Origin of the sequence: Pseudomonas jessenii (genome assembly GCF_002236115.1) — a bacterium.
In the GTDB taxonomy this organism is placed as follows: domain Bacteria; phylum Pseudomonadota; class Gammaproteobacteria; order Pseudomonadales; family Pseudomonadaceae; genus Aquipseudomonas; species Aquipseudomonas jessenii.
The window spans coordinates 425,330-446,795 of sequence record NZ_NIWT01000004.1; the positions used below are offsets into that span (position 1 = coordinate 425,330).

Below are 21,466 nucleotides of genomic sequence, written 5' to 3' on the forward strand. Positions count from 1 at the left end.
GAGCACATGGCATGCTCCGCCGTTGTTACTTTACAGCGAGGAAAAGTGTTTGTTGCCCAGCGGTTTGCCAATGTCTCCGCGCCAGATTGCCTCGACCGTACCGCCACTGGCGGCCACGTCCTTCTGCCATTGCAGGCCCAGGTTGCGTTGTTCCGGCAGTTTCAGATGGCCTTTGACGAAGTCGCTGAACTGGGGCTTGGCCGAGGTGTAGTGGAAGTGTGCGTACCACAGGGGTTGCGCGGGTTCGCTACGCAGGTCGCGCACCTCGTACTCCTGGAGGAAATCCCTGCGTCCATCCGTGCGTTTGCCCAGGTCGCGCAGGCCGCCCTCCTTGCGGATGTCCACCACACGTTGTTCAAGCAGATAGTCCAGATAGCCCTCGGTCGGGGTTTTGCTGTTCAGGGTCTGCTCAATACGCAACGTGCGGCCGGCACGAGTCAATTCATTCGCGCGATTGCGCAATTGCAGCGCGACCGTCTCCGTGGGCGACAGGCGTTCGATGGCCCGGGCTCGCATGTTCAGTTCCGCAGCTTCACTGATCATCATGTGTTCCAGATCGACCGGCAACATGTCCTGACGGGCGTAGCCTTCGACTTTGCTTTTGTAGGCGTCCACGGTGCCGAGCCGTTTCCTGGCTTCCACCAGTAACGGCATGATATCGGTCACAAGTTCCGTTGGCGCAGGCGCCACGGGCTCGCTGAGGTGATATTTGCCGCTGGAGGAACGGGGTAGCCAGGTTTCCCTGAACCCATTTGCACCCTCGACGGTGAAGCGCTGTTGGCGGGTTGCGGTATCCGTGCTGGCGATGCCGATGAGCAACTGATTGTCTTCCGTCTCGAACAGCTGCTTTGACGCATTTACCGCTTTCGCACTTTTGGACGGGCGAGTCTTGATGGCATGACGAGCCGCCGCTTCGACTTCTGCCAGATTGTCGAGAAACGCCGTGACCTGCTCCAGATCCAGATGCTGCGGATAACCCAGGGACCAGGCCCCGAGGTTGCGACGAAATTCGGCATAGGTCGCCAGGCAATCTTCGAGCACCTTGTTGCGCTGGGTAAACGTGGCCTGTACTTCAGGCAATTGATGTTGGGTCAGCAGCGCTCGCCCGACCTTGTCGCGGGCCTGTTTCAACTGTACGTGAAAGTAGACCCAGGACTGGTCGGTGACGGCGTTGTAGTGAGTGATGATCTCCAGCTCATTTGCCGTTTTCAGATAGTAGTAGTTGGCATCGCTGAATTTTTCGTTAACCGTGGCCATATCCGGGGCCATCTTTGATTTTTGCACGCGGTTGGTGATCCGTCCGTTCCATCGATTGGCTTCTGCGACCTGAGTGTGAAGCCGGTCGAAGTCCTTGAGAAACTCGATTCGGATTTCCTTGCGTTGCGCCATCAGTTGAATGTGTGCGGTGGTATTGCTGAACGGCGTGGCCTCCGAACGGGCAATCATTTGATCGATGCGGTTGAGGTGTTCCACCAGGCGCTCCTTGACCAAAGCGATCCGCCGTACCCATCGGTCGACGATGACCCAGGCGCAGCGGCTTTGAGCATCTTCGACCAGCATGCGTCTGCGGCCGTGGCTGATCAGCATCAGTTCTTCAAGGTTCAGGTACTGGGCCTGCGCCAGCTCGATGTCGTTCACGCAAAGAATGTCGGCATTGGCTCGAAGCGGTTGGCGCTGCTCCCGGTCAAGGCTGAAGTAATGTTCCAGCACAGTGTTGGAACTGCGGGTCTGGGTCCCGATGCGCCGGGAGTAGGCATCGGCAGTGTTGGTCAGCGTCAACTGGCGTCGCAACGCCCGATCCGTCCACCAGCGTGGCAGCCAGCGGCGAATGGCGGCGGGCCAGAGCGGGTCGAGGCCGTCAGCCATGTGGCCGAGCACCGCGCCGCCACCGGCTCCGCCTCCTGCCGTCACGGTGCCGTACACCGCATAATGGGTTTTCCAGTTGCCGGTTTCATCCAGGGCGATGGGTTGTTTGTAGGTTCGGGTGCTGGTTGCACTCAAGCGCCATTGCGGTGGGTTGTCGGTCAATTCGATGCGATAGATACGACCCTGGCTGACCATGAAGTCGCCGTCGGCGTGGCGATAAACGTTGCGATAAATCCCTTCGGTGCCCGGTTGCAGGCCGGCGAAGGAAATCTCGTGTTCGTACTCATAGCCCCTGAAGCGTTCGAGGGTGCGTCGGACCTGCTGCGGGGTCGAGACCTGCAAGGCGCCCGGTTGTTTGGTCAGGGCGCGCAATTGTCGCCCGCGAGTGGCGGCGCGCGCGGCACTGGAAGTGGCGCCAACAACGGGCAGTACATCCATGGCAGCGTCGATCAACGACAGCAACACGGCTTCCACCTCGGCCAGGCCATGGCCGACATCACCGCGCAGGAAGGCCGCCGCTGCCTGATTGGTGCTGTTCCAGGCGTCGTACAGGGCAATGGCGGTACCGATGAAAGGCACGACGCCCAGCGCCATTTTCAAGTAGTTGAACATGGCCCCGGAGCGCAGCGCGACGTGCTCCAGATACAAGGCATCGTTGGAGCGCGATGTCGACCGATGCGCCTCCAGCAAACGGCCCATATGCACATTGAGCAGATGCGCTGCCAGGGATGTACTGGCTGGCCAGGCGGTGCCGACGCCGATCAGGGCATCGAAGTTTTTCACCCGGGCCTGGTTGATCCGGCTGACGTGCGAGGCAAATTCCCCGGTCAGGGCGCGACCGGCCAGGTAGTTGACCATCGTGCTGTTCAGGCATTGGTTGAAGAGGAACGTCCGCGCCTGTTCAAGGCTGTCGAACTGACGCACAAACACCCCATCGGGGCAGTCAGGCCGATAGAGCAGGGTCAGGCCGCTGATCTGCTCGACGATAAAAGTCACCCCGGCCAGGGTGCTCGGCCCCTCGCCCGGCGTGTCCGTGCCGCCAACGGTCAGGTGCGCGGGCAACAACACGATGCGCTTGCCGTCGACCGCAAAGGCTTCACGACTGTTGGCGTCGATGGCGATCTGCAGCACGCGCTGGCCCGAGACGTCGATGTCCTTGGCCAGCACGGCGAATTCGCCGTGCAACTGGAGCATCAGCCGCCACGGTTCGTTCAGGCATTCACGACGAAATTCATTGCTGAAGGCCGAGGCGCTAGGGGCGCCAAGGAAGGTCTCGCGAATCAGCCTTTCGTATTTCCCGGCCAGATCCAGCTCGGTGACCATGTTGCGCAGGTAGTCCTGGGTGATGCCGGTTTTCAGTTTCTGCCGTTGCGCCTCGTCGGCGCCGCTGATCTGGACCCGCATCAACGACACCCGATACCACATCGACTGATCGATATTGCCTTGCGCCAGTTCGGCGAGGGACAACAAGCTGCGCTGTTCGCTGCCGGTCAGTACATTCTTTTGCGGTGTTCCCGGCGCTGCGCCCTCGATCAGCACCTTGCGCCACGTGGTGGTGTCGGGGATGTCCAGCAACACTTCAACGTTTTGCGTCAGGGCGAAGTCTTTGCGCAGGCGGGCGTCGATAGCCTTTTTGCTGAATGACTCGCGCAGTGGCAGTTCCCGTTCAAGCAGTTGATGGGAGCGCTTCATCGCCGCGATGTAGGCGGTGAACAACGCCTTGAGCCGATCGCGTTCGGCCGCGGACAGTGCGCTGAGGGACGACGGCAAGCGTGTTGCCAGCGTGGCGCTGCGGTTTTGCTCGACGATTTGTGCGAAGGCCAGCTCCCGCGCGGAGACAGTGGGGACGGTCAGGCGGGCGAGCGTCTGTTCACGCAGTTTTTCCAGTTCCGCCGCGCGTTGACCAGCATGGGAGGGCACGGGGTTGGCGGTCATCAGCCGCGTCGCATGCTGTTCACAACTGTGAAGCTGGGTTTGCAGGGCGTACTCGAACGGGTTGCCGGCCAACGGCAAAAGCTGCAGCGCTTGCGTGTCCTCGTTGGCCGGCTGCCTGAACATCTTCTGCTCCAGTGCCAGGCGGGAGGCGAACCGTTGCAGGCCGCCGAAATGTCCGGGCCAGTAGAGCAACACGCTGTCACTGGCGGACGGCAGCAATGCCGATGGCCGGGCAAACAGCAGTACACCGTCGAGCTCCTGGGTCTGCGTGCGGAGGGTGTCGCCTTCGCTGTCAGTCGCGGTCAACACCAGTCGGGCGACCACCACATCGACCGGTCGAGGTTTTTCGGGCGCGTCGAGCACGGCCGTCAGCCACTGATATTCATCGCTGCTGATCTGATTCAGGTTCAATTGCAGGTCGGCTTCGGCACGCAGGCCACTCAGGCGCGCCTGGTACAGGGCCTTGTAATGTGTGCCCGACGAGTGGCGCAGTTCCAGCAGTTGCGGTGCATCGTCGGCGCTTAACAGGGCACTTGCGGCCTCGCTGCTGGCCTGTTCGGCGGCGCGCAGAGCGTCGAATTGCTGTTGCAGCCTCTGCATGCGCGGGTCGTCGGTGGTGCCTGCAAAGTCCAGCCCCAGAAAGTTTTGCAGTGCCGTTTGCTGTTGCACTAAAGCGCTGTGGCGCAGGCTGAAGGGAACGTCGGGGCTCAGTTGCCCGAACGGGGCGATGTCGTTGCTTGTATCCGGCAGGGGCAGGTCGGTGGGCGAGGCAAAAACACGGTCGTTGCGTTGCCGCTCGGCAGGGGCTGCGGCCAATCCCGCTAAAAGGGACTCCCCACTTTTCGTCAGCTGCGGGGTGTCCAATACGGTGTAATCGACCGTGACGCGGCTGCCCTCGGGTTCAGGTTGCTGCTGGGTCAACCAGCGTTCCAGACTGTTGCGATTTTCAAAGGTCATCCAGGGCGCTTGCCGAGACGGCAGATACAGCAACTGGGTGACCGGTTGGTCGGTATTGCGGGTAATGACCAGGGCACCCGGCAGTTCGTCAGTCAGACCGCTGTTGCCCCTGAGCGACAGGGTCTCGACGTAAATCAGGATCTCGGCGGAGGTTGTCTGCGCTGCCGGGTTGACGAGATCCAGCAGTACGCCGAGCTGCTCGGCATTCAAGGTGCCTTGGGCAAATGCCAATTGGCACGACGCTTCGAAATGCTGGCGATACAAGCGAAGGGCCTGTGCCTGGCGTGAAACGTCGGTACCGCGTGCGCGTGCCTGCCACCAGTTCGAGGTCAAGGTGGCTTGAGGGTTTTGCGCCATGAGGGCCAGCCATTGATCGCGGCAGTCGTTCCAGCGCGCCGAGGCGCTCAGGTACAGGTTTTCATCCGTGTCTTGGGCCAATGAGGAGACGAGGCCGAAGTCGGCCAGCGGTGCGGCAGGTGATTCGTGCATGAAGAAGGACTCCGATGGGTGAAAAATCGGGGCCATTAAAGTTCGTTCGAGAAGCGGCATGGTGGTACATAGTTATCGCGTGCCGCTGTCTGGTCTGATGACCGTCCGGCACTCTTCATCAAACTGTCACGTAACTGTGGCAGCGCGCTTGAACAAACTTCATCAGACTCGCGCTCTACTGGGGTTCTGCGTTTTGGTGTTTCTTCATGCGTGTTTTCTTATCAAGATTTGTTTTTTTGGCCGCCTTTTTATTCGGCCTGCCGTCATTGGCGGCGTCTCGTTGCGATGTCAATGTTCCGACCGAACGGGTGGATCTGGCCCAGGTAAGCCTGGCGTACCAGAGCATTGGCCGTGCGTCGGATCCGGCATTGCTGCTGGTGATGGGGCTGGGCGGGCAATTGATTCACTGGCCGGACGAGGTGGTTGTCGCCTTGTGCCAGCAGGGGTTCCGGGTGATCCGCTATGACAATCGCGATGTCGGCCTGTCGACCTGGCGGCAAGCACCGGCCGACGCCAACCTGACCTTCGAAGTGCTGCGCTACAAACTCGGATTGCCGGTGTCGTCACCGTACTCGCTGACCGACATGGCCGACGATGGCCTGGGCTTGATGGACGCCTTGCACATCGATCAATTCCACGTGTTGGGCGCCAGCATGGGCGGCATGATTGCCCAGCACATGGCTGCCATGGCACCGCAACGGGTCGAGAGTCTGACCCTGATCATGACCACCTCCGGCGCCGAAGGCTTGCCGGCCCCGAGTGCGGCGCTGGTGCAGTTGTTGGCGCGGCGCGGCGCACCGAACCGCGAAGTGGCCCTGGAGCAACAGGCCGACCTGCTGGCGGCGCTGGGCAGCCCGATAGTGACCGACGATCGCCAGGCGTTGCTGCATCAGGCGGCGCAGTCCTATGACCGGGCGTTCAATCCCGAGGGCGTGAAACGCCAGATCATGGCGATTCTCGCCGAGCCGAGCCGGGTAACCCTGCTCAATCAGTTGCGGGTGCCGTCGCTGGTGGTGCATGGCACCGCCGACCCGCTGCTGCCGGTGATGCACGGGGTGCATCTGGCGGCGCATCTGCGCGGCAGTCAGTTGATCTTGATTCCGGGCCTGGCCCATCGTTTCCAGGAGGCGTTCAAGGCGCCATTGCTGGCGGCGGTTTTGCCGTACTTGCGCGAGCACCGAGAAGACACGTCACATTGGGCGCAGATCGAGCCTGTGGCCGATCGCAACCTCCTGTAACCCCCCGATCACCTGTGGGAGCGAGCTTGCTCGCGATTGCGGTGTTTCAGCCAACGATGATGTCGACTGGCCCGGCGCCATCGCGAGCAAGCTCGCTCCCACAGGTTCTGGGTCGCTTTGAGCAAGCCCCCTAATGGCTCAGGCCGTACTTTTTCACTTTGTCGAACAGAGTGGTCTTGGCCATGCCCAGTTCCTGGCTGGCCTGGGTCAGGTTGCCGCCGCTGCGTTGCAAGGCGTCGCTGAGCAGATTGCGCTCGAACGCTTCTACCGCTTCGGCAAAGGCCAGACCCTGATTGCCGCCACCGGCACCGGTTTTCTTGAACGCCGGCAGGCCCAGGGCAAAGCGCTCGGCAACGTTGCGCAATTCACGCACGTTACCCGGCCAGTCGTGGCTCATCAGGTTCGAAACGGTCTGGTTGTCCAGCTCCGGCACCGTGCGGTCGAAGCGTAGGGACGACTGCTGCAAAAAGTGTTCGAACAATTGCAGGATGTCTTCGCGGCGCTCGCGCAGCGGCGGCAGTTCCAAGGTCACCACGTTGAGGCGGTAATACAGGTCACTGCGGAACTCGCCGGTCTTGCTCGACTCGACGAGGTCGGATTTGGTCGCTGCGATGACACGGCAATCCACCGCCACGCTCTGGTTCGAGCCGAGGCGTTCGAGGGTGCGTTCCTGTAATACCCGCAGCAGTTTGATCTGCAAGGGCAGGGGCATGCTTTCCACTTCGTCGAGGAACAGCGTGCCGCCGTCGGCGTGTTCGATCTTGCCGATCCGCCGTTTGCCCGCGCCGGTAAAGGCGTTGGCCTCGTGGCCGAAAATTTCGCTTTCGAACAGGTTTTCCGGCAGGCCGCCGCAGTTCAGTGCGACGAACTGTTTGGTGTGGCGCCGACTGAAGTCATGCAGGCAACGAGCGACCAGTTCTTTGCCAGTGCCGGTTTCGCCCTCGATCAGCACGTTGGCCGAGGTGTCGGCGACGTTGGCGATCAGTTCGCGCAAATTCTGCATGGCTGGCGAACGGCCGATGATCCGCCCTTCGAGGGAGTCACGCTCGGCCAGTTGCCGACGTAACGAGGAGACTTCCCGCGCCAGGCTGCGTTGCTCCAGTGCGCGGCGGGCCACGTCCACCAGGCGCTCCGGGGAGAACGGCTTTTCCATGAAGTCGTAGGCGCCTTTCTGCATCGCGCCGACGGCCATGGAGATGTCGCCGTGTCCGGTGATCAGCACCACCGGCAGGCTGCGGTCGCGCTCCTTGAGTCGTGTCAGCAGTTCCAGGCCATCGATGCCCGGCAGGCGAATGTCGCTGACGACGATGCCGGCGAAGTTGTCGCCGACCCGCTCCAGGGCTTCTTCGGCGCTGCCCACGCCAATGCAGGGAATGTCTTCCAGGGTCAGCGCCTGTTGGCAGCCGAGCAGCACATGGGGGTCGTCTTCGACGATCAATACACTAAGGTCGTTGTTCATATTGGCTCGGCGAGAGTGGGGCTTACCAACGGTAAACTGAGGACGAATGCAGTACCACCGCTGGCCGGGTGCTCGACACCCAGGTGACCGCCGGTGGCGGCGGCGAGGCTGGCGGAAAGGGTCAGGCCCAGGCCCAGGCCCTGTTCGCCGGGTTTGGTGGTGAAAAACGGTTCGAACAGGTGCTTGCGCGCTTCGGCGTCGATGCCGTGGCCGTTGTCACGCACCCGCAGGCGGTATTTGCCATCGAACGTTTCGCCTTCGAGCCACAGCTCGGGTTGCGGCTGCGCTTGCATGGCGTCGAGGGCGTTGCCGATCAGGTTGACCAGAATCTGCTCCAGGCGGGTCTGGTCGATCTGCACCTGCACATCGGTGAAGTCGCGGTGTAATTGCAGCTGAATATTTTCCACCCGGGCGCCTAGCAATTGCAGGGCCGCGTCCACCGCTTTGCCGAGGCAGGCCTGACCTTTGTCGTCTCCGCGCCGGGCGAACGAGCGCAGGCTGGCGGTGATCCGGCCCATGCGGTCGATCAATTCGTTGATAGTCTTGAGGTTGGTGCTGGCCACGTCGAGCTGGCCGCGTTCGAGGAAGCGCACGGTATTGCCGGACAAGGTGCGCAGCGCCGCCAGCGGCTGGTTCAGTTCGTGGGCGATGCTGGTGGACATCTGGCCGATGGCCGCGAGTTTTCCGGCCTGTACCAGTTCATCCTGGGCGCGGCGCAAAGTCTCTTCGGCGAGCCGGCGTTCGCGGATCTGGCCCTTGAGCCGTTCGTTGCTGGCGCGCAGGTCGGTGGTGCGTTCGGTAATCCGACGCTCCAGCTGATTGTTGGCTTCCTGCAAGGCTTCCCGGGCTGCGAGGCGGGTGGCGATCACCTTGCGCCGCTCGTTCCAGGCGATCAAAAGGAACGCCAGGAGGGCAAACGCCACGGCCACCAGGATCCCCTGGTTGATCGCTTCGCGGCGCAAGTCCTGGAGTGGCGTGAGCAGGGTGAAATTCCACGGTGTATCGCTCAACGGCCGGGTTTGCGCCAGATAGCTGATGTTTTCATCGTCGGACACCAGCTCGCTGTTGGCCGGGAACGTGAGTTTTTCCACGCCTTCGGACAGGGTTTCCCGGGCCAGCGGCTGCAGTTCGTTGAGCGGGAACCAGTAGTACTGCAGGCTGCGGGCGAGTTTTTCCTTGGTTTCTTCGCTCAGCGGCACCACCGATTTCAAGCGCCGTGCCGGATCGCTGGAAAGAATGATGATGCCGTTTTCGTCGCTGACGAAGGCTTCCAGGCGAGCCCGTTGCCAGCGCTCTTCCATGGCTTCCAGGCGGACCTTGACCACGGCTACGCCGATGATCTTGCCGTGTTCTTCCAGGCCATGGGCCAGGTAGTAACCGGGTTCGCCGTTGGTGCTGCCGATGCCATAGAAACGCCCCGGCTGACCGCGCACGGCGTTCTGGAAATAGGCGCGAAAGGACAGGTCTTCACCCAGGTAACTGTCGACATCGCGCCAGTTGCTGGTGGCCATGACGCGACCGGTGGTGTCCATCACGTAGATGGCCCGACTGCGGCTGCGCCGGTTCAGGCCTTCAAGGTAATCGTTGACCGTCTGCCGGTATTCCGGAGTCGGGTCGGCCAGCAACTGCGAAACGCTGGTTTCGAGTTCCAGCAGGCTGGGCAGGTAGGTGTATTTGCTGATTTCGCTTTCGACGGCGCGCGCGTGCAGTTCCAGCTGGCGCTGGCCGTTTTCGCTGAGGCTGCGGATGCCGTAGTGCTCACTGATCCAGAAGCCGATATAGCCCAGGCCGATCATCATGGCGATGATCAGTGGCGGCAGGAACAAATGACGAACCAGACGGGGTTTCACGGCGAGTGATGGCGACGTGGCGCGATAAAGAGTGGGGTCGCATTTCATCACAGATGCCTTGGGTCAACCAGCGCTTGCCCGCCTATCTGTCGGAGCGAGCTTGCTCGCGATGGTCGTCAGCGATGACGCGTTCATCCTGGATGTACGCGGTGCCTTTGAGTACATCGCGAGCAAGCTCGCTCCTACAGGGGAGGGGCGTACAGCTCTTAGTGCTGCAGAATCTTGTTGAGGAAGTGCTGCGTACGCTCCGCGCGGGCATTGATGTCACCGAAGAACTCTTCTTTCTTGCAGTCTTCGATGATCTTGCCCTGGTCCATGAAAATCACGCGGTCGGCCACTTTACGGGCGAAGCCCATTTCGTGGGTCACGCACATCATGGTCATGCCTTCGTGGGCCAGTTGCACCATCACGTCGAGCACTTCGTTGACCATTTCCGGGTCGAGCGCCGAGGTCGGTTCGTCGAACAGCATGACGATCGGGTCCATAGCCAGCGCACGGGCAATCGCCACACGCTGCTGCTGACCACCGGACAGTTGGCCCGGGTGCTTGTGGGCGTGGGCCGAGAGACCGACACGCTCGAGCAGTTGCAGGCCTTTCTTGGTGGCCTCTTCCTTGCTGCGGCCCAACACCTTGATCTGCGCGATGGTCAGGTTTTCGGTGATGGTCAGGTGCGGGAACAGCTCGAAATGCTGGAACACCATGCCCACGCGCGAACGCAGTTTCGGCAGGTTGGTCTTCGGGTCGGCGATGGAGGTGCCGTCGACCACGATGTCGCCTTTCTGGAACGGTTCCAGGGCGTTGACGCACTTGATCAGGGTCGACTTGCCGGAACCGGATGGCCCGCACACCACGATCACTTCGCCTTTCTTGACCTCGGTGCTGCAATCAGTCAGTACCTGGAAGTCCCCATACCACTTGTTGATGCTTTTGATAGAGATCATACGGCGAACCTTTTTTGCAGACGCTTGACCAGCTGCGAGGCGGCAAAGCTGATGATGAAGTACACGAGACCCGCGAAAATCAGGAACTCATTGGAGCGGCCAATGATGTCGCCACTGGCGCGCGAAGCATTGAGGAAGTCCACCAGGCCGACGGCGTAGACCAGCGAGGTGTCCTGAAACAGGATGATGCTCTGTTGCAGCAACAGTGGCGTCATCTTGCGGAACGCCTGCGGCAGGATGATCAGGCGCATCATCTGGCCGTAAGACATGCCCAGCGCCTGGGCAGCGCCCATCTGGCCCTTGGGAATCGACTGCACACCGGCGCGGACGATTTCGCAGAAGTACGCCGCTTCGAACATCATGAAGGCCACGATGCACGAGGCGAACGCGCCGATCGGCGTGTCTTCGCCGGTGATCCAGCGCAGCACGAACGGTACCGCCAGGTAGAACCAGGTGATCACCAGCAGCAAGGGGATCGAGCGGAAATAGTTAACGTACGCGCCGGCGATGTTCGACAGCACTTTGTTGTGGGACAGGCGCATCAGGGCAAGGATGGTGCCGAGGATGATGCCGCCGATCACGCCCATGGCCATCAGCTTGAGGGTCATGATCATGCCGTTCCACAGGCCCGGCAGGGACGGGATGATGCCCGAGAAGTCGAATTCCATCATTTACCCCCTACGGAAATCAGGCCCGGTACGGCGACTTTCTTCTCGACCACGCGCATCAGCAACATCAGGCTCATGTTCAGGGTGAAGTAGATCAGCGTTGCCAGGGTGAAGGCTTCGAACAGGTTGGCGGAGAACTCGGCGGTCTGCTTGGTCTGCGCGAGCAGCTCCATCAAACCGATCAGCGAGGCCACGGAGGTGTTCTTGAAGACGTTCAGGAATTCCGAGGTAAGCGGCGGAATGATGATCCGGTAGGCCTGGGGCAGCAGCACGTTCCAGTAGATCTGCGGCAGCTTGAAACCCATGGCGCGAGCCGCGGATTCCTGGCCTTTTGGCAGGGCCTGGATACCGGTGCGCACCTGTTCGCAAACCCGGGCGGTAGTGAACAGGCCCAGGCACACCACGACGCTGAGGAAGGCCGAGGTGGTCGGGTTCAGATCCTGCTTGTACCACTCTTGCAGGTCGGCCGGCAGCAGGTCGGGTACCAGGAAGTACCAGATGAACAGCTGAACCAGCAGCGGCACGTTACGGAAGAGTTCGACGTAGCAGGTGGCGATGCCCGATACGATGCGGTTCGGCACGGTACGCATGACGCCCAGGATCGAGCCCAGTGTCAGGGCGATGATCCAGGCCGCGATGGCGATGCCGATGGTCCAGGCCAGACCGGTCACGTACCAGTCGAAATAGGTCTCGCTGCCCACGCCGGTGGACTTGAAGAACACGCCCCAGTCCCAGTTGTAATTCATTAGGGTCTCCCCTCAGTTCAATCGATGTACAAGTGCCCGCTTGGGGGAAGCTCCGTTCCCGCCCGACCTTTACGATCAGGCACACGCTCCCGGCTCGACAGCCACCGGTTCGAGTGTTTCCAAAAAATGCCAGCAGGAAGTGACCACCTCCTGAAAGGGCCAGGGCCCTCTCAGGAGATAAGGTTAGTCAGAAATCAGGACTTCTTGTCGTCAGCCGCTTTATCAGTCGGCTTGGCGATCAGGGCCTTGAGTTCGTCGCTCATCGGGAAGTTCAGGTTCAGGCCTTTTGGCGGGATCGGTTGCATGAACCATTTTTCGTAGATCTTGTTGATCTCGCCCGATGCGTAGGTGGCCTTGATGGCGTCATCCACAGCCTTTTTGAACGGCTCGTCGCCTTTGCGCACCATGCAGCCGTAGATTTCGTAGGACTGTGGAGTGCCGGTAACGGCCCAGTCACTTGCCTTCTTGGCCTTGGCTGCTTCACCGGCCAGCAGGGCGTCGTCCATCATGAAGGCCACTGCGCGGCCGGTTTCCAGCATCTGGAAGGACTCGCCGTGGTCTTTGGCGGAGATGACGTTCATGCCCATCTGCTTGTCGGCGTTCATCGCCTTGAGGATGCGCTCGGACGTGGTGCCAGCGGTGGTCACGACGTTCTTGCCGGCCAGGTCAGGGAAATCCTTGTACTTGGAGTCGGCCTTGGACAGCAGACGAGTACCGATTTCGAAGATGCCAACGGAGAAGTCAACTTGCTGCTGACGCTCGACGTTGTTGGTGGTGGAGCCGCACTCGAGGTCCACGGTGCCGTTTTGCACCAGCGGGATACGGGTTTGCGAAGTCACCAGGTTGTACTTGACCTGGAGGTTCGGCATGTCGAGGTCTTTTTTCAGCGCTTCGACGACTTTCAGCTGGATGTCGTGGGAGTAGCCGACCGGTTTGCCGGAAGCATCCGCGATATAGGAAAACGGAATGGAAGCGTCGCGATGGCCCAGGGTGATGGTGCCGGACTCTTTGATCTTCTTCAGGGTGCCGGTGAGTTCGGCGGCGAAAACTGGCGTGCTGATCAGAGCGGCAGCAATGGCTGCGCCCAGGATATGGGGAACGATGCGCATCAAATTTTCCTCGACTTTGTTTTTTTTATGGAGCCAGTTCACCGGCCCTTTTGTGCTGCAAAACACCTGAGCGCTACGATGAGTCGGCGCAAAGGACATTCGTCGATGAAGTGTAGAGCATGACTCGTGCCAGACCAGTGTGAATTGGTCAAAGAATTGATTTATAAGGAAATTAAATATTTTTTGCGTTGGGATTTCACTGAGATGATCCGGTTAACCGAACCGACCCGCAGGTCGCGTTCGGAAAACCGAATGGTGGCAGGGTGCTACCCGATCATCAAATGTATTTGCGCTTGTCCGGTGCTGGCGGGAAGTACTGGTACAACCAGGTTTCACTCAGCGTGCGGTCGTTGGTGCGGATGAACAGGCGCAGTTCGACAGGCTCGACGCTGTCATTGGTCGGGTACCAGTCAAACAGGATGCGGTAGCCCTTGATGTCATCGAGCTTGAGAACGCTGAAATCCTTGACCTCGCCGTTCGAGCAAGTGACTACAGGCTCGATGCCTGTGCCTTCAGGCAAGCGGTCCAGGCCGCCGCCGGTGAAGTCCACGGCAAAACGACGGGCCCAGACTGGCGGATAGTGTTCGCCCGGCGCCCAGCCTTCGGTGAAGCCGCCCATGCCGGAGCGGGTCGCATTGACCCGTGCCAACGGCGTTCCGACTGGCGGCAATGCGCTCCAGTACAGCTTGTAGCCGTAATTCAGCGAGTCGCCGGCCGCCACCGGTTTCTTCGGCGTCCAGAAGGCGACGATGTTGTCCATGGTCTCGCCGGTTGTCGGGATCTCCAGCAGGTCGACCGAGCCTTCGCCCCACGCCGTGGTCGGTTCTACCCACAGGCTCGGGCGACGGCTGTACCAGTCGACGGTGTCCTGATAGCTGGCGAACTCGTGGTCGGTCTGCACCAGGCCGAAGCCCTTCGGGTCGGTATCGGCGAAGGCATTGAATTGCAGGGTGGCCGGGTTGTTCAGCGGGCGGCAGATCCACTCGCCGTTACCGCGCCACATGGCCAGGCGGTCGGAGTCGTGGATTTGCGGGTGAATGGTGTCGCACATCCGGCGCTCGTGGGTGCCGCAACTGAACATGCTGGTCATCGGCGCGATGCCTAGCTGGTCGATGGCGGTGCGTGCGTTGACGTGGGCATCGACCTCCATCACCACGCGCTCGGCCTGACAGTCGATATCGAAGCGGTAGGCACCGGTGGCGCTCGGCGAGTCGAGCAGGGCGTAGACCACGAAGCGGGTGCTGTCCTTGTTCGGAGTCTCGAACCAGAACTTGGTGAAGTCGGGAAATTCTTCGCGTTTCTTGGCGTAGGTGTCGATCGCCAGACCGCGGGCCGACAAACCGTACTGGCCGGTGGCGTCTACCGCACGGAAGTAACTGGCGCCGAGGAAGGACACGACATCGTGCTTGTCCAGTTCCGGGGCCTTGAACAACTTGAAGCCGGAGAAACCCAGGTCGCCCTTGAGCTGTGCGGTGTCGACCGTGGTGTTTTCATAGTTGAACAGCGACGGGCGGAAATGCACCTCGCGGGCCATCCGGGTTTTCGGATCGACGCTGTACATGCGCACCGGCTGCTTGAACCCCATGCCGACGTGGAAGAACTGCACGTCCAGCTGCCCCTTGTTTTCTTTCCACAACGAATGATTGCCGTCGTAGCGAATCGCATTGAAGTTCTGCGGGGTCATGGTCGCCAGGGTCGGCGGCAACTGTTGCTTGGTGTCCTGGTAGCGATTGCTGGCGAGCTGTTTGGCCTGGAGCTTCAGCGCCTCGAAATCGAACGCGGTGGCCTCGCCATCAGCGGTGCCGCCGCTGGCGGCCCAGGCCTTGGCGGCCAACAGGCCCGTGGCGGACAAACCGGTGTAGGCCGCGATGGCCATGGAGGCTTTGAGCAAGTTCCTGCGGTGCATAAATACAACCTGTCGTGAGCAATCCCGCGCCGTTCCTGGCACGTGCTGGATCAGAAATATCGGTTCGGACATGCCTTCGGCCAAACGCAACGGACTTATAAACAGATGCCCGACAGCTTAAACCGTTCGAATGCGGAGCAAAATTGATTGATGGCACTGCGCTGGCTCGGCAATGAAACAAGACATGTCGGGAAACAATTCCGACAGGGGTTTCTGATTTAGAGGGCATTTCTGCTTTTTTCGACTAATTACTCTAAAAACCGCTTTTCAGCGCCCGGATTATTTCTATTCTGTGCACATGACCGGTTTATGCCCTTCGGGCCGGTGCGGTTCAGTTGGCATGAGGCGCTGCTGAAAAAGGGTGAGGGCGATGCGGTTTCTGAAGATTTCTTTGACGTAGAGAAGGACATCGTCCATGTCGAAAGTACAAGGCATCACCGAAATATTGGGAATCTTTCCGTGCCTTTCCACTGGCCGGCGAAGACGTCGATTGAATTCCGAAGAGATGAAGCTGGTGGAGCGCTATCGCGAGTTGTCGGAGAGTGACCGGATAGCGATGCGGTATCTGGTGGATGCGATGAGGAGTGTTTCGAGGTTTTGAGTGGACCTGGAGCAGTAATGTAGGAGCGAGCCTGCTCGCGATGTTCGTTAACGATGACGCGTCCGTTCTGGATGTACGCGGTGTCTTTGAGTCCATCGCGAGCAGGCTCGCTCCTACAGTTTCCCTTTTTGATCGGCTCGATTTATCCCTTCAACGGCAAGTGCCAGCGATTGGGAAGGGGCGCTGCACCTGCATCAACTCAGGCATGTCTCGCCACTTGATCCAGGCGTGGTGCTGGTAATGCAGCAAGGGCACCGAAACTCCGGCCCAATTCAAGGAACTCAGGCTTGGCAGGTTCTCCACAGGCTCTGATTTCGCATCACGCAGCGAAGGTATGACTTCGTTGCTCAGCCATTGGCGCAGGTTGCGGTTTTCCGGGACGAAGTGGTGAACCAACAGGGCGTACATGCCTGATTCGCTGACCATCAGGGTTTCGACCGTTTTGCCGTCTTTGCGCAGCCAGACGGTGCGACGTTGGTCGGAGTCGAGTTTCAGGGTGAGCCGTTCATTCAGGGGTTTACCCATCAGGCGCCCAAGGTCCTGAACACAGAACCAGGCTTGGTTGTCTTGCATGAAGGCGTGGAGGAAGCGGTTGTGGCGGGTGAAGACGGTGGGATCGAAATAGGGAAGAGGCGAGCTTAGAGGATGCATTGGCATGGTGTGATTTCCGTTTTGGCCTGGAAAGTCGCCACCAACCCTTCGACAGGTTGGGTGGCGGACCGAGTGGCGTTCGAAGTCGGGACACTTCCAAGTCAAAACGGAAGCCGAAAGGCCCGCGCCACACGGCCCGCCATAATGCAGAACTGAAGGCATAAAACAGCCACAGTTCTATGGGGGCACACGAGCACCGTTTTGACTTGTTCCGGCTTCGACTCCGGGCCGCTGATTTGGCAGCGACGGAACAAAGCCTATCGGTCAGGCGCTCGCGGCGCCAAGTCTACTCTGGCGACGCTTGTTGTAGGAATCGAGGGTTTTTCAGGCAGGCTGAATCTGTAGGAATTTACTGTTTGCAGTGTGGCGGTGGCGCCATCGCGAGCAGGCTCGCTCCCACAGGGGAATGCGTTCCAAATGTGGGAGCGAGCCTGCTCGCGATGCTTTAGTGCTTGAACATCACATGCCGCACAACGGTGTAGTCCTCCAGCCCGTACATGGACATGTCCTTGCCATAGCCGGACAGTTTCTGACCGCCGTGGGGCATTTCGCTGACCAGCATGAAGTGCGTATTCACCCAGGTGCAGCCGTACTGCAAACGCGCTGACAGGCGATGGGCGCGGCCGACGTCGGTGGTCCACACGGAGGAGGCCAGGCCGTAGTCCGAATCGTTGGCCCAGCCCAGCACTTGGGCTTCATCGGTGAATTTGGTTACCGACACCACTGGCCCGAACACTTCGCGGCGGACGATTTCGTCATCCTGCTGCGCATCGGCCAGCACGGTCGGCTCGAAGAAGAAACCATTGCCCTCAACCGCCTTGCCGCCAGTGATCAAGCGGATGTGCGGCTGGGCGATGGCGCGCTCGACGAAGCCGGCAACGCGGTCGCGGTGTTGTGCGGTGATCAGCGGGCCGAGTTCGGTCGACGGATCATCCTGCAAGCCGTACTTGATGCTGCTGACGGCGGCGCCGAGCTTCTCCACGAACTTGTCGTAAATGCCTTCCTGGGCATAGATGCGGCAGGCGGCGGTGCAGTCCTGGCCTGCGTTGTAGAAACCGAAGGTGCGGATGCCTTCGACGGCGGCATCGATGTCGGCGTCGTCGAAGATGATCACCGGGGCTTTGCCGCCCAGTTCCATGTGCATGCGTTTGACGGTGTCGGCGGTGCTGGAAATGATGTTCGAGCCGGTGGCAATCGAACCGGTCAGCGACACCATGCGCACTTTCGGGTGAGTGACCAATGGGCTGCCGACGGTAGGACCACGGCCGAACACCAGGTTGAGTACGCCGGCCGGGAAGATATCCGACGCCAGTTCAGCCAGGCGCAGGGCTGTCAGCGGAGTCTGTTCCGACGGTTTGAGCACCACGGTATTACCGGCGGCGAGGGCCGGGGCGATTTTCCAGGCGACCATCATCAATGGGTAGTTCCACGGCGCAATGGAGGCGATCACGCCCACCGGATCTCGGCGGATCATCGAGGTGTGACCCGGCAAGTACTCGCCACCGGTTGAACCACTCATGCAGCGGCTGGCGCCGGCGAAGAACCGGAACACGTCGGCAATTGCCGGGATCTCGTCGTTCAGCGCAGCGCTGTAAGGCTTGCCGCAGTTGTCCGATTCCAGTTTGGCCAGTTCTTCGCCGTGGGCTTCGATGGCATCGGCGAGTTTGAGCAGCAGCAGCGAGCGGTCTTTCGGCGGGGTATGCGACCAGCTGTCGAACGCAGCGTCGGCGGCGCGCACGGCGGCATCGACCTGGGCTTCGCTGGCTTCGTTGATTTCCACCAGCACACTACCCAGCGCCGGGTTGAACACAGGTTGGGCGGGGCCTTCGCCGCTTTGCAGTTGGCCGTTGATCAGGAGTTTGGTTTGCATGGCTTTGCCCTCTTCGGAACTGTTGTTTTTTCTCGGTGGAAACCGACCCCCTGTGGGAGCGAGCTTGCTCGCGATAGCGGTGTGTCAGGCAACATCAATGTTGAATGTCAGTCAGCCATCGCGAGCAAGCTCGCTCCCACAGGTTCCGGTTTCCACATTGGGAATTGAGTTGTCAGTTACTTACCACCGCTGCCGGCCACGCTTTCGCCACCACGGGTCAGGTAATAGGCGCCGAGGATCGGCAGCATGGTCACCAGCATCACCAGCATCGCCACGACGTTGGTCACCGGCACGTCCCGTGGGCGGCTGAGCTGGTTGAGCAGCCACAGCGGCAGGGTGCGTTCATGGCCGGCGGTGAAGGTGGTGACGATGATTTCGTCAAACGACAGGGCGAACGCCAGCATGCCGCCGGCCAGCAATGCCGAGCCGAGGTTCGGCAGGATGATGTAGCGGAAGGTCTGCCAGCCGTCGGCGCCGAGGTCCATCGAGGCCTCGATCAAACTGTGTGAGGTGCGGCGCAAGCGGGCGATGACGTTGTTGTAGACAATCACCACACAGAAGGTCGCGTGGCCGACGATGATGGTGAACATCCCCGGCTCGATTCCCAGGGTCTTGAAGGTCGCCAGCAATGCGATCCCGGTGATGATCCCCGGCAGGGCAATCGGCAGGATCAGCATCAGCGAGATGCCTTGTTTGCCGAAGAAGTCCCGGCGGTACAACGCGGCCGAAGCCAATGTGCCAAGGACCATGGCGATCAGGGTGGCAATCGAGGCGATCTGCAACGACAGCTTGATGGCCTCGAGCACGTCCGGCCGCGAGAACGCCACGCCGATCCACTTCCAGGTGAAACCCTTGGGCGGAAAGCTGAACGCCGCGTCTTCGGTATTGAAGGCGTACAGGAAGATGATCAGGATCGGGAAGTGCAGGAACACCAACCCGCCCCAGGCGGCGAGGCGCAGGCCCAGGGAAGCTTTGTCAGAGTGCATCGAAGGCCCCCAGTCGTTTGACGATGGACAGGTAAATGGCGATCAGCACGATCGGCACCAGGGTGAAAGCAGCGGCCATCGGCATGTTGCCGATCGCGCCTTGCTGGGCATACACCATGCTGCCGACGAAGTAGCCGGGCGGGCCGACCAGTTGCGGCACGATGAAGTCGCCCAGGGTCAGCGAGAAGGTGAAGATGGAGCCGGCGGCAATGCCCGGGATCGACAGCGGCAGAATCACTTGCATGAAGGTCTGGCGCGGTTTGGCGCCGAGGTCGGCGGAGGCTTGCAGCAGCGAAGGCGGCAGGCGTTCCAGCGAGGCCTGGATCGGCAGGATCATGAACGGCAGCCAGATGTAGACGAACACCATGAAACGCCCCATGTGTGAGGTCGACAAAGTGCTGCCGCCAACTCCCGGAATGCCCAGTACGAACTGCAGGACCGGCTCCAGCCCCAGGTGCTGCACGAACCACTGCGCCACGCCGCCCTTGGCCAGCAGCAGTGTCCAGGCGTAGGCCTTGACGATGTAACTGGCCCACATCGGCATCATCACTGCGATGTAGAAAAACGCCTTGGTCTTGCCGGTGGTGTAGCGCGCCATGTAGTAGGCAATCGGGAACGCGACGATGGCGCTGGCAATCGATACGGCAATCGCCATGCCCAGGGTGCGCAGGATGATGTCGAAGTTCGACGGCTGGAACAGCGCGGTAAAGTTCGCCAGGGTCAGGTCAGGGGTGACCGCCATGGTGAAGTCATCGAAGGTGTAGAAACCTTGCCACAGCAGGACCAGCAATGAACCCAGGTAGATCGCGCCGAACCACAGCAGCGGCGGCACCAGCAGCATCGACAGGTACAGGTTCGGCCGGCGATACAGCAGGTTGGAAAACCTGCGCAACGGCGAGCCGCCTGACGAGGTTTGAGAAATAGCCAAGGTGCTCATCTCACACCCCGCCTGCAACGGTATCGTGCAGCGGAATCATTGCCTCGCGCGCCCAGCGTGCGCTGATGCGCTGCCCGGTCTGGTGCTGTGCACTGGTGTCCAGCCACTGGTTGTTGGCCTTGCTGATGTTCAGGGTCTGGCCGTTTTCCAGTTTCAGCTCATAGCGAGTCGCACTGCCCTGGTACTGGATGTCATGCAGCAAACCGCTGACTTCAATCTCGTGGCTGGCCAGCGGACCTTCGGCGAAGCGCACGTGTTCCGGGCGAATCGAGAACGGTTGCGGATTGCCACTCAACTGTTTGGCCAGCTCGCCGCGAATCACGTTGGAGGTGCCAACGAATTCCGCCACGAAGGTGGTGGCCGGTTTCATGTACAGGTTGCGCGGGCTATCGACTTGTTCGATGCGCCCCTTGTTGAACACCGCCACGCGGTCGGACATCGACAGCGCTTCGGTCTGGTCGTGGGTGACAAAAATGAAGGTGATGCCGAGCTGGCGTTGCAGCTTCTTCAGCTCGCCCTGCATTTGCTCGCGCAACTTCAGGTCGAGGGCGCCGAGGGGTTCGTCGAGCAGCAGCACCCGTGGACGGTTGACCAGGGCGCGGGCCAGGGCCACACGCTGGCGCTGACCGCCGGAGAGTTGTACCGGCTTACGCTCGCCGTAGCCACCGAGGGCGACCATGTCGAGGGCTTCTTCGGCGCGCTTGAGACGTTCGGCCTTGCCGACGCCTTTGACTTTCAAGCCGTAGGCGACGTTGTCGCGAACGTTCATGTGCGGGAACAACGCGTAATCCTGGAACACGGTGTTCACGTCGCGCTGGTACGGCGGCAGGCCGGCGGCCTCCTCGCCATGAATACGGATGGAGCCCGCGCTCGGTTGTTCAAAACCGGCAATCAGGCGCAAACAGGTGGTCTTGCCCGAGCCGGACGGCCCCAGCATAGAGAAAAACTCGCCGTCCTGGATGTCGATGGAAACCCGGTCTACGGCTTTCACTTCGCCGAATTGACGGGAAACGTTGGTGAACTGGACTGCAAGCGTCATGGTGCGATGCTCCAAAAAGGCGAAGGCCGTCGCAGCGGCCCTGCCTGGACTTCTGAAAAAACTGAATCGTGTTCGCGCATGTGTGGCTGGAATACTGACTGTGGCGAGGGGGCTTGCCCCCGTTGGGCTGCGCAGCAGCCCTGAAAACGGTGGGCGCGGTCTGCCAGACCGCAGTGACGGACTAGGGGAGGGCTTCGCCCTCCAACGGGGGCAAGCCC

Annotated in this window: 15 protein-coding genes; 2 read left to right on the forward strand and 13 right to left on the reverse strand. The window is 60.7% G+C overall.

Annotated features, from left to right (window positions below; translation table 11 throughout):
• Positions 1–30 precede the first annotated feature (30 nt).
• Positions 31–5,247 carry a dermonecrotic toxin domain-containing protein gene (locus tag PSJE_RS15030; RefSeq protein ID WP_090457754.1) on the reverse strand — a complete coding sequence of 1,739 codons (5,217 nt, stop codon included), beginning with the start codon at positions 5,245–5,247 and terminating at the stop codon, positions 31–33.
• Positions 5,248–5,453: 206 nt separating this feature from the next.
• On the opposite strand from PSJE_RS15030, the gene PSJE_RS15035 reads away from it, so the two are divergent.
• Entirely contained in the window at positions 5,454–6,485 is a 1,032-nt protein-coding gene (locus tag PSJE_RS15035; protein ID WP_090453310.1) for an alpha/beta fold hydrolase, read from the forward strand.
• Between the two features lie 130 nt (positions 6,486–6,615).
• Here the strand turns inward: PSJE_RS15035 and aauR are convergent, their stop codons facing one another.
• The 7 genes from aauR to PSJE_RS15070 form a co-directional block, all read right to left on the reverse strand.
• Entirely contained in the window at positions 6,616–7,944 is a 1,329-nt protein-coding gene (aauR, locus tag PSJE_RS15040) for a two-component response regulator AauR (protein ID WP_090453312.1), read from the reverse strand.
• The gene (gene aauS, locus PSJE_RS15045; RefSeq protein ID WP_090453313.1) at positions 7,941–9,842 is read right to left on the reverse strand and encodes a two-component sensor histidine kinase AauS; all 1,902 of its coding nucleotides are present in this window, start codon (positions 9,840–9,842) and stop codon (positions 7,941–7,943) included. The genes aauR and aauS overlap by 4 nt, the downstream gene beginning before the upstream one ends.
• A 158-nt stretch (positions 9,843–10,000) precedes the next feature.
• Positions 10,001–10,735, reverse strand: coding sequence for an amino acid ABC transporter ATP-binding protein (locus PSJE_RS15050; protein WP_057716227.1), 735 nt, complete (start codon positions 10,733–10,735; stop codon positions 10,001–10,003).
• The gene (locus PSJE_RS15055) at positions 10,732–11,403 is read right to left on the reverse strand and encodes an amino acid ABC transporter permease (protein WP_057716226.1); all 672 of its coding nucleotides are present in this window, start codon (positions 11,401–11,403) and stop codon (positions 10,732–10,734) included. Before PSJE_RS15055 ends, PSJE_RS15050 begins: the two co-directional genes overlap by 4 nt.
• Positions 11,403–12,149, reverse strand: a complete 747-nt coding sequence (locus PSJE_RS15060) for an amino acid ABC transporter permease (RefSeq protein WP_057716225.1) — start codon at positions 12,147–12,149, stop codon at positions 11,403–11,405. Before PSJE_RS15060 ends, PSJE_RS15055 begins: the two co-directional genes overlap by 1 nt.
• Before the next feature lie 194 nt (positions 12,150–12,343).
• Positions 12,344–13,258: a glutamate/aspartate ABC transporter substrate-binding protein gene (locus PSJE_RS15065; RefSeq protein WP_046041277.1), complete on the reverse strand. Its 915-nt coding sequence runs from the start codon at positions 13,256–13,258 to the stop codon at positions 12,344–12,346.
• Between the two features lie 277 nt (positions 13,259–13,535).
• Entirely contained in the window at positions 13,536–15,164 is a 1,629-nt protein-coding gene (locus tag PSJE_RS15070) for a glucan biosynthesis protein D (RefSeq protein ID WP_057716224.1), read from the reverse strand.
• 415 nt (positions 15,165–15,579) lie between these two features.
• Between PSJE_RS15070 and PSJE_RS15075 the strand changes: the two genes are divergently transcribed.
• A complete protein-coding gene (locus tag PSJE_RS15075; protein WP_090453315.1) occupies positions 15,580–15,765 on the forward strand; it encodes a hypothetical protein in 186 nt (61 codons plus the stop codon).
• Between the two features lie 150 nt (positions 15,766–15,915).
• Here the strand turns inward: PSJE_RS15075 and PSJE_RS15085 are convergent, their stop codons facing one another.
• The 5 genes from PSJE_RS15085 to PSJE_RS15105 all read right to left on the reverse strand — a co-directional run bounded on the left by PSJE_RS15085 (position 15,916) and on the right by PSJE_RS15105 (position 21,248).
• Positions 15,916–16,422, reverse strand: coding sequence for a BRO-N domain-containing protein (locus tag PSJE_RS15085; protein ID WP_090453319.1), 507 nt, complete (start codon positions 16,420–16,422; stop codon positions 15,916–15,918).
• Positions 16,423–16,861: 439 nt separating this feature from the next.
• Positions 16,862–18,286 (reverse strand): gamma-aminobutyraldehyde dehydrogenase, encoded by a 1,425-nt coding sequence (locus PSJE_RS15090; RefSeq protein WP_090453321.1) that lies wholly within the window; start codon positions 18,284–18,286, stop codon positions 16,862–16,864.
• 176 nt (positions 18,287–18,462) lie between these two features.
• Positions 18,463–19,272, reverse strand: coding sequence for an ABC transporter permease (locus PSJE_RS15095; RefSeq protein ID WP_057716221.1), 810 nt, complete (start codon positions 19,270–19,272; stop codon positions 18,463–18,465).
• The gene (locus PSJE_RS15100; RefSeq protein ID WP_057716220.1) at positions 19,262–20,209 is read right to left on the reverse strand and encodes an ABC transporter permease; all 948 of its coding nucleotides are present in this window, start codon (positions 20,207–20,209) and stop codon (positions 19,262–19,264) included. The genes PSJE_RS15095 and PSJE_RS15100 overlap by 11 nt, the downstream gene beginning before the upstream one ends.
• A 1-nt stretch (position 20,210) precedes the next feature.
• Entirely contained in the window at positions 20,211–21,248 is a 1,038-nt protein-coding gene (locus PSJE_RS15105; RefSeq protein WP_090453323.1) for an ABC transporter ATP-binding protein, read from the reverse strand.
• Positions 21,249–21,466: the final 218 nt, after the last annotated feature.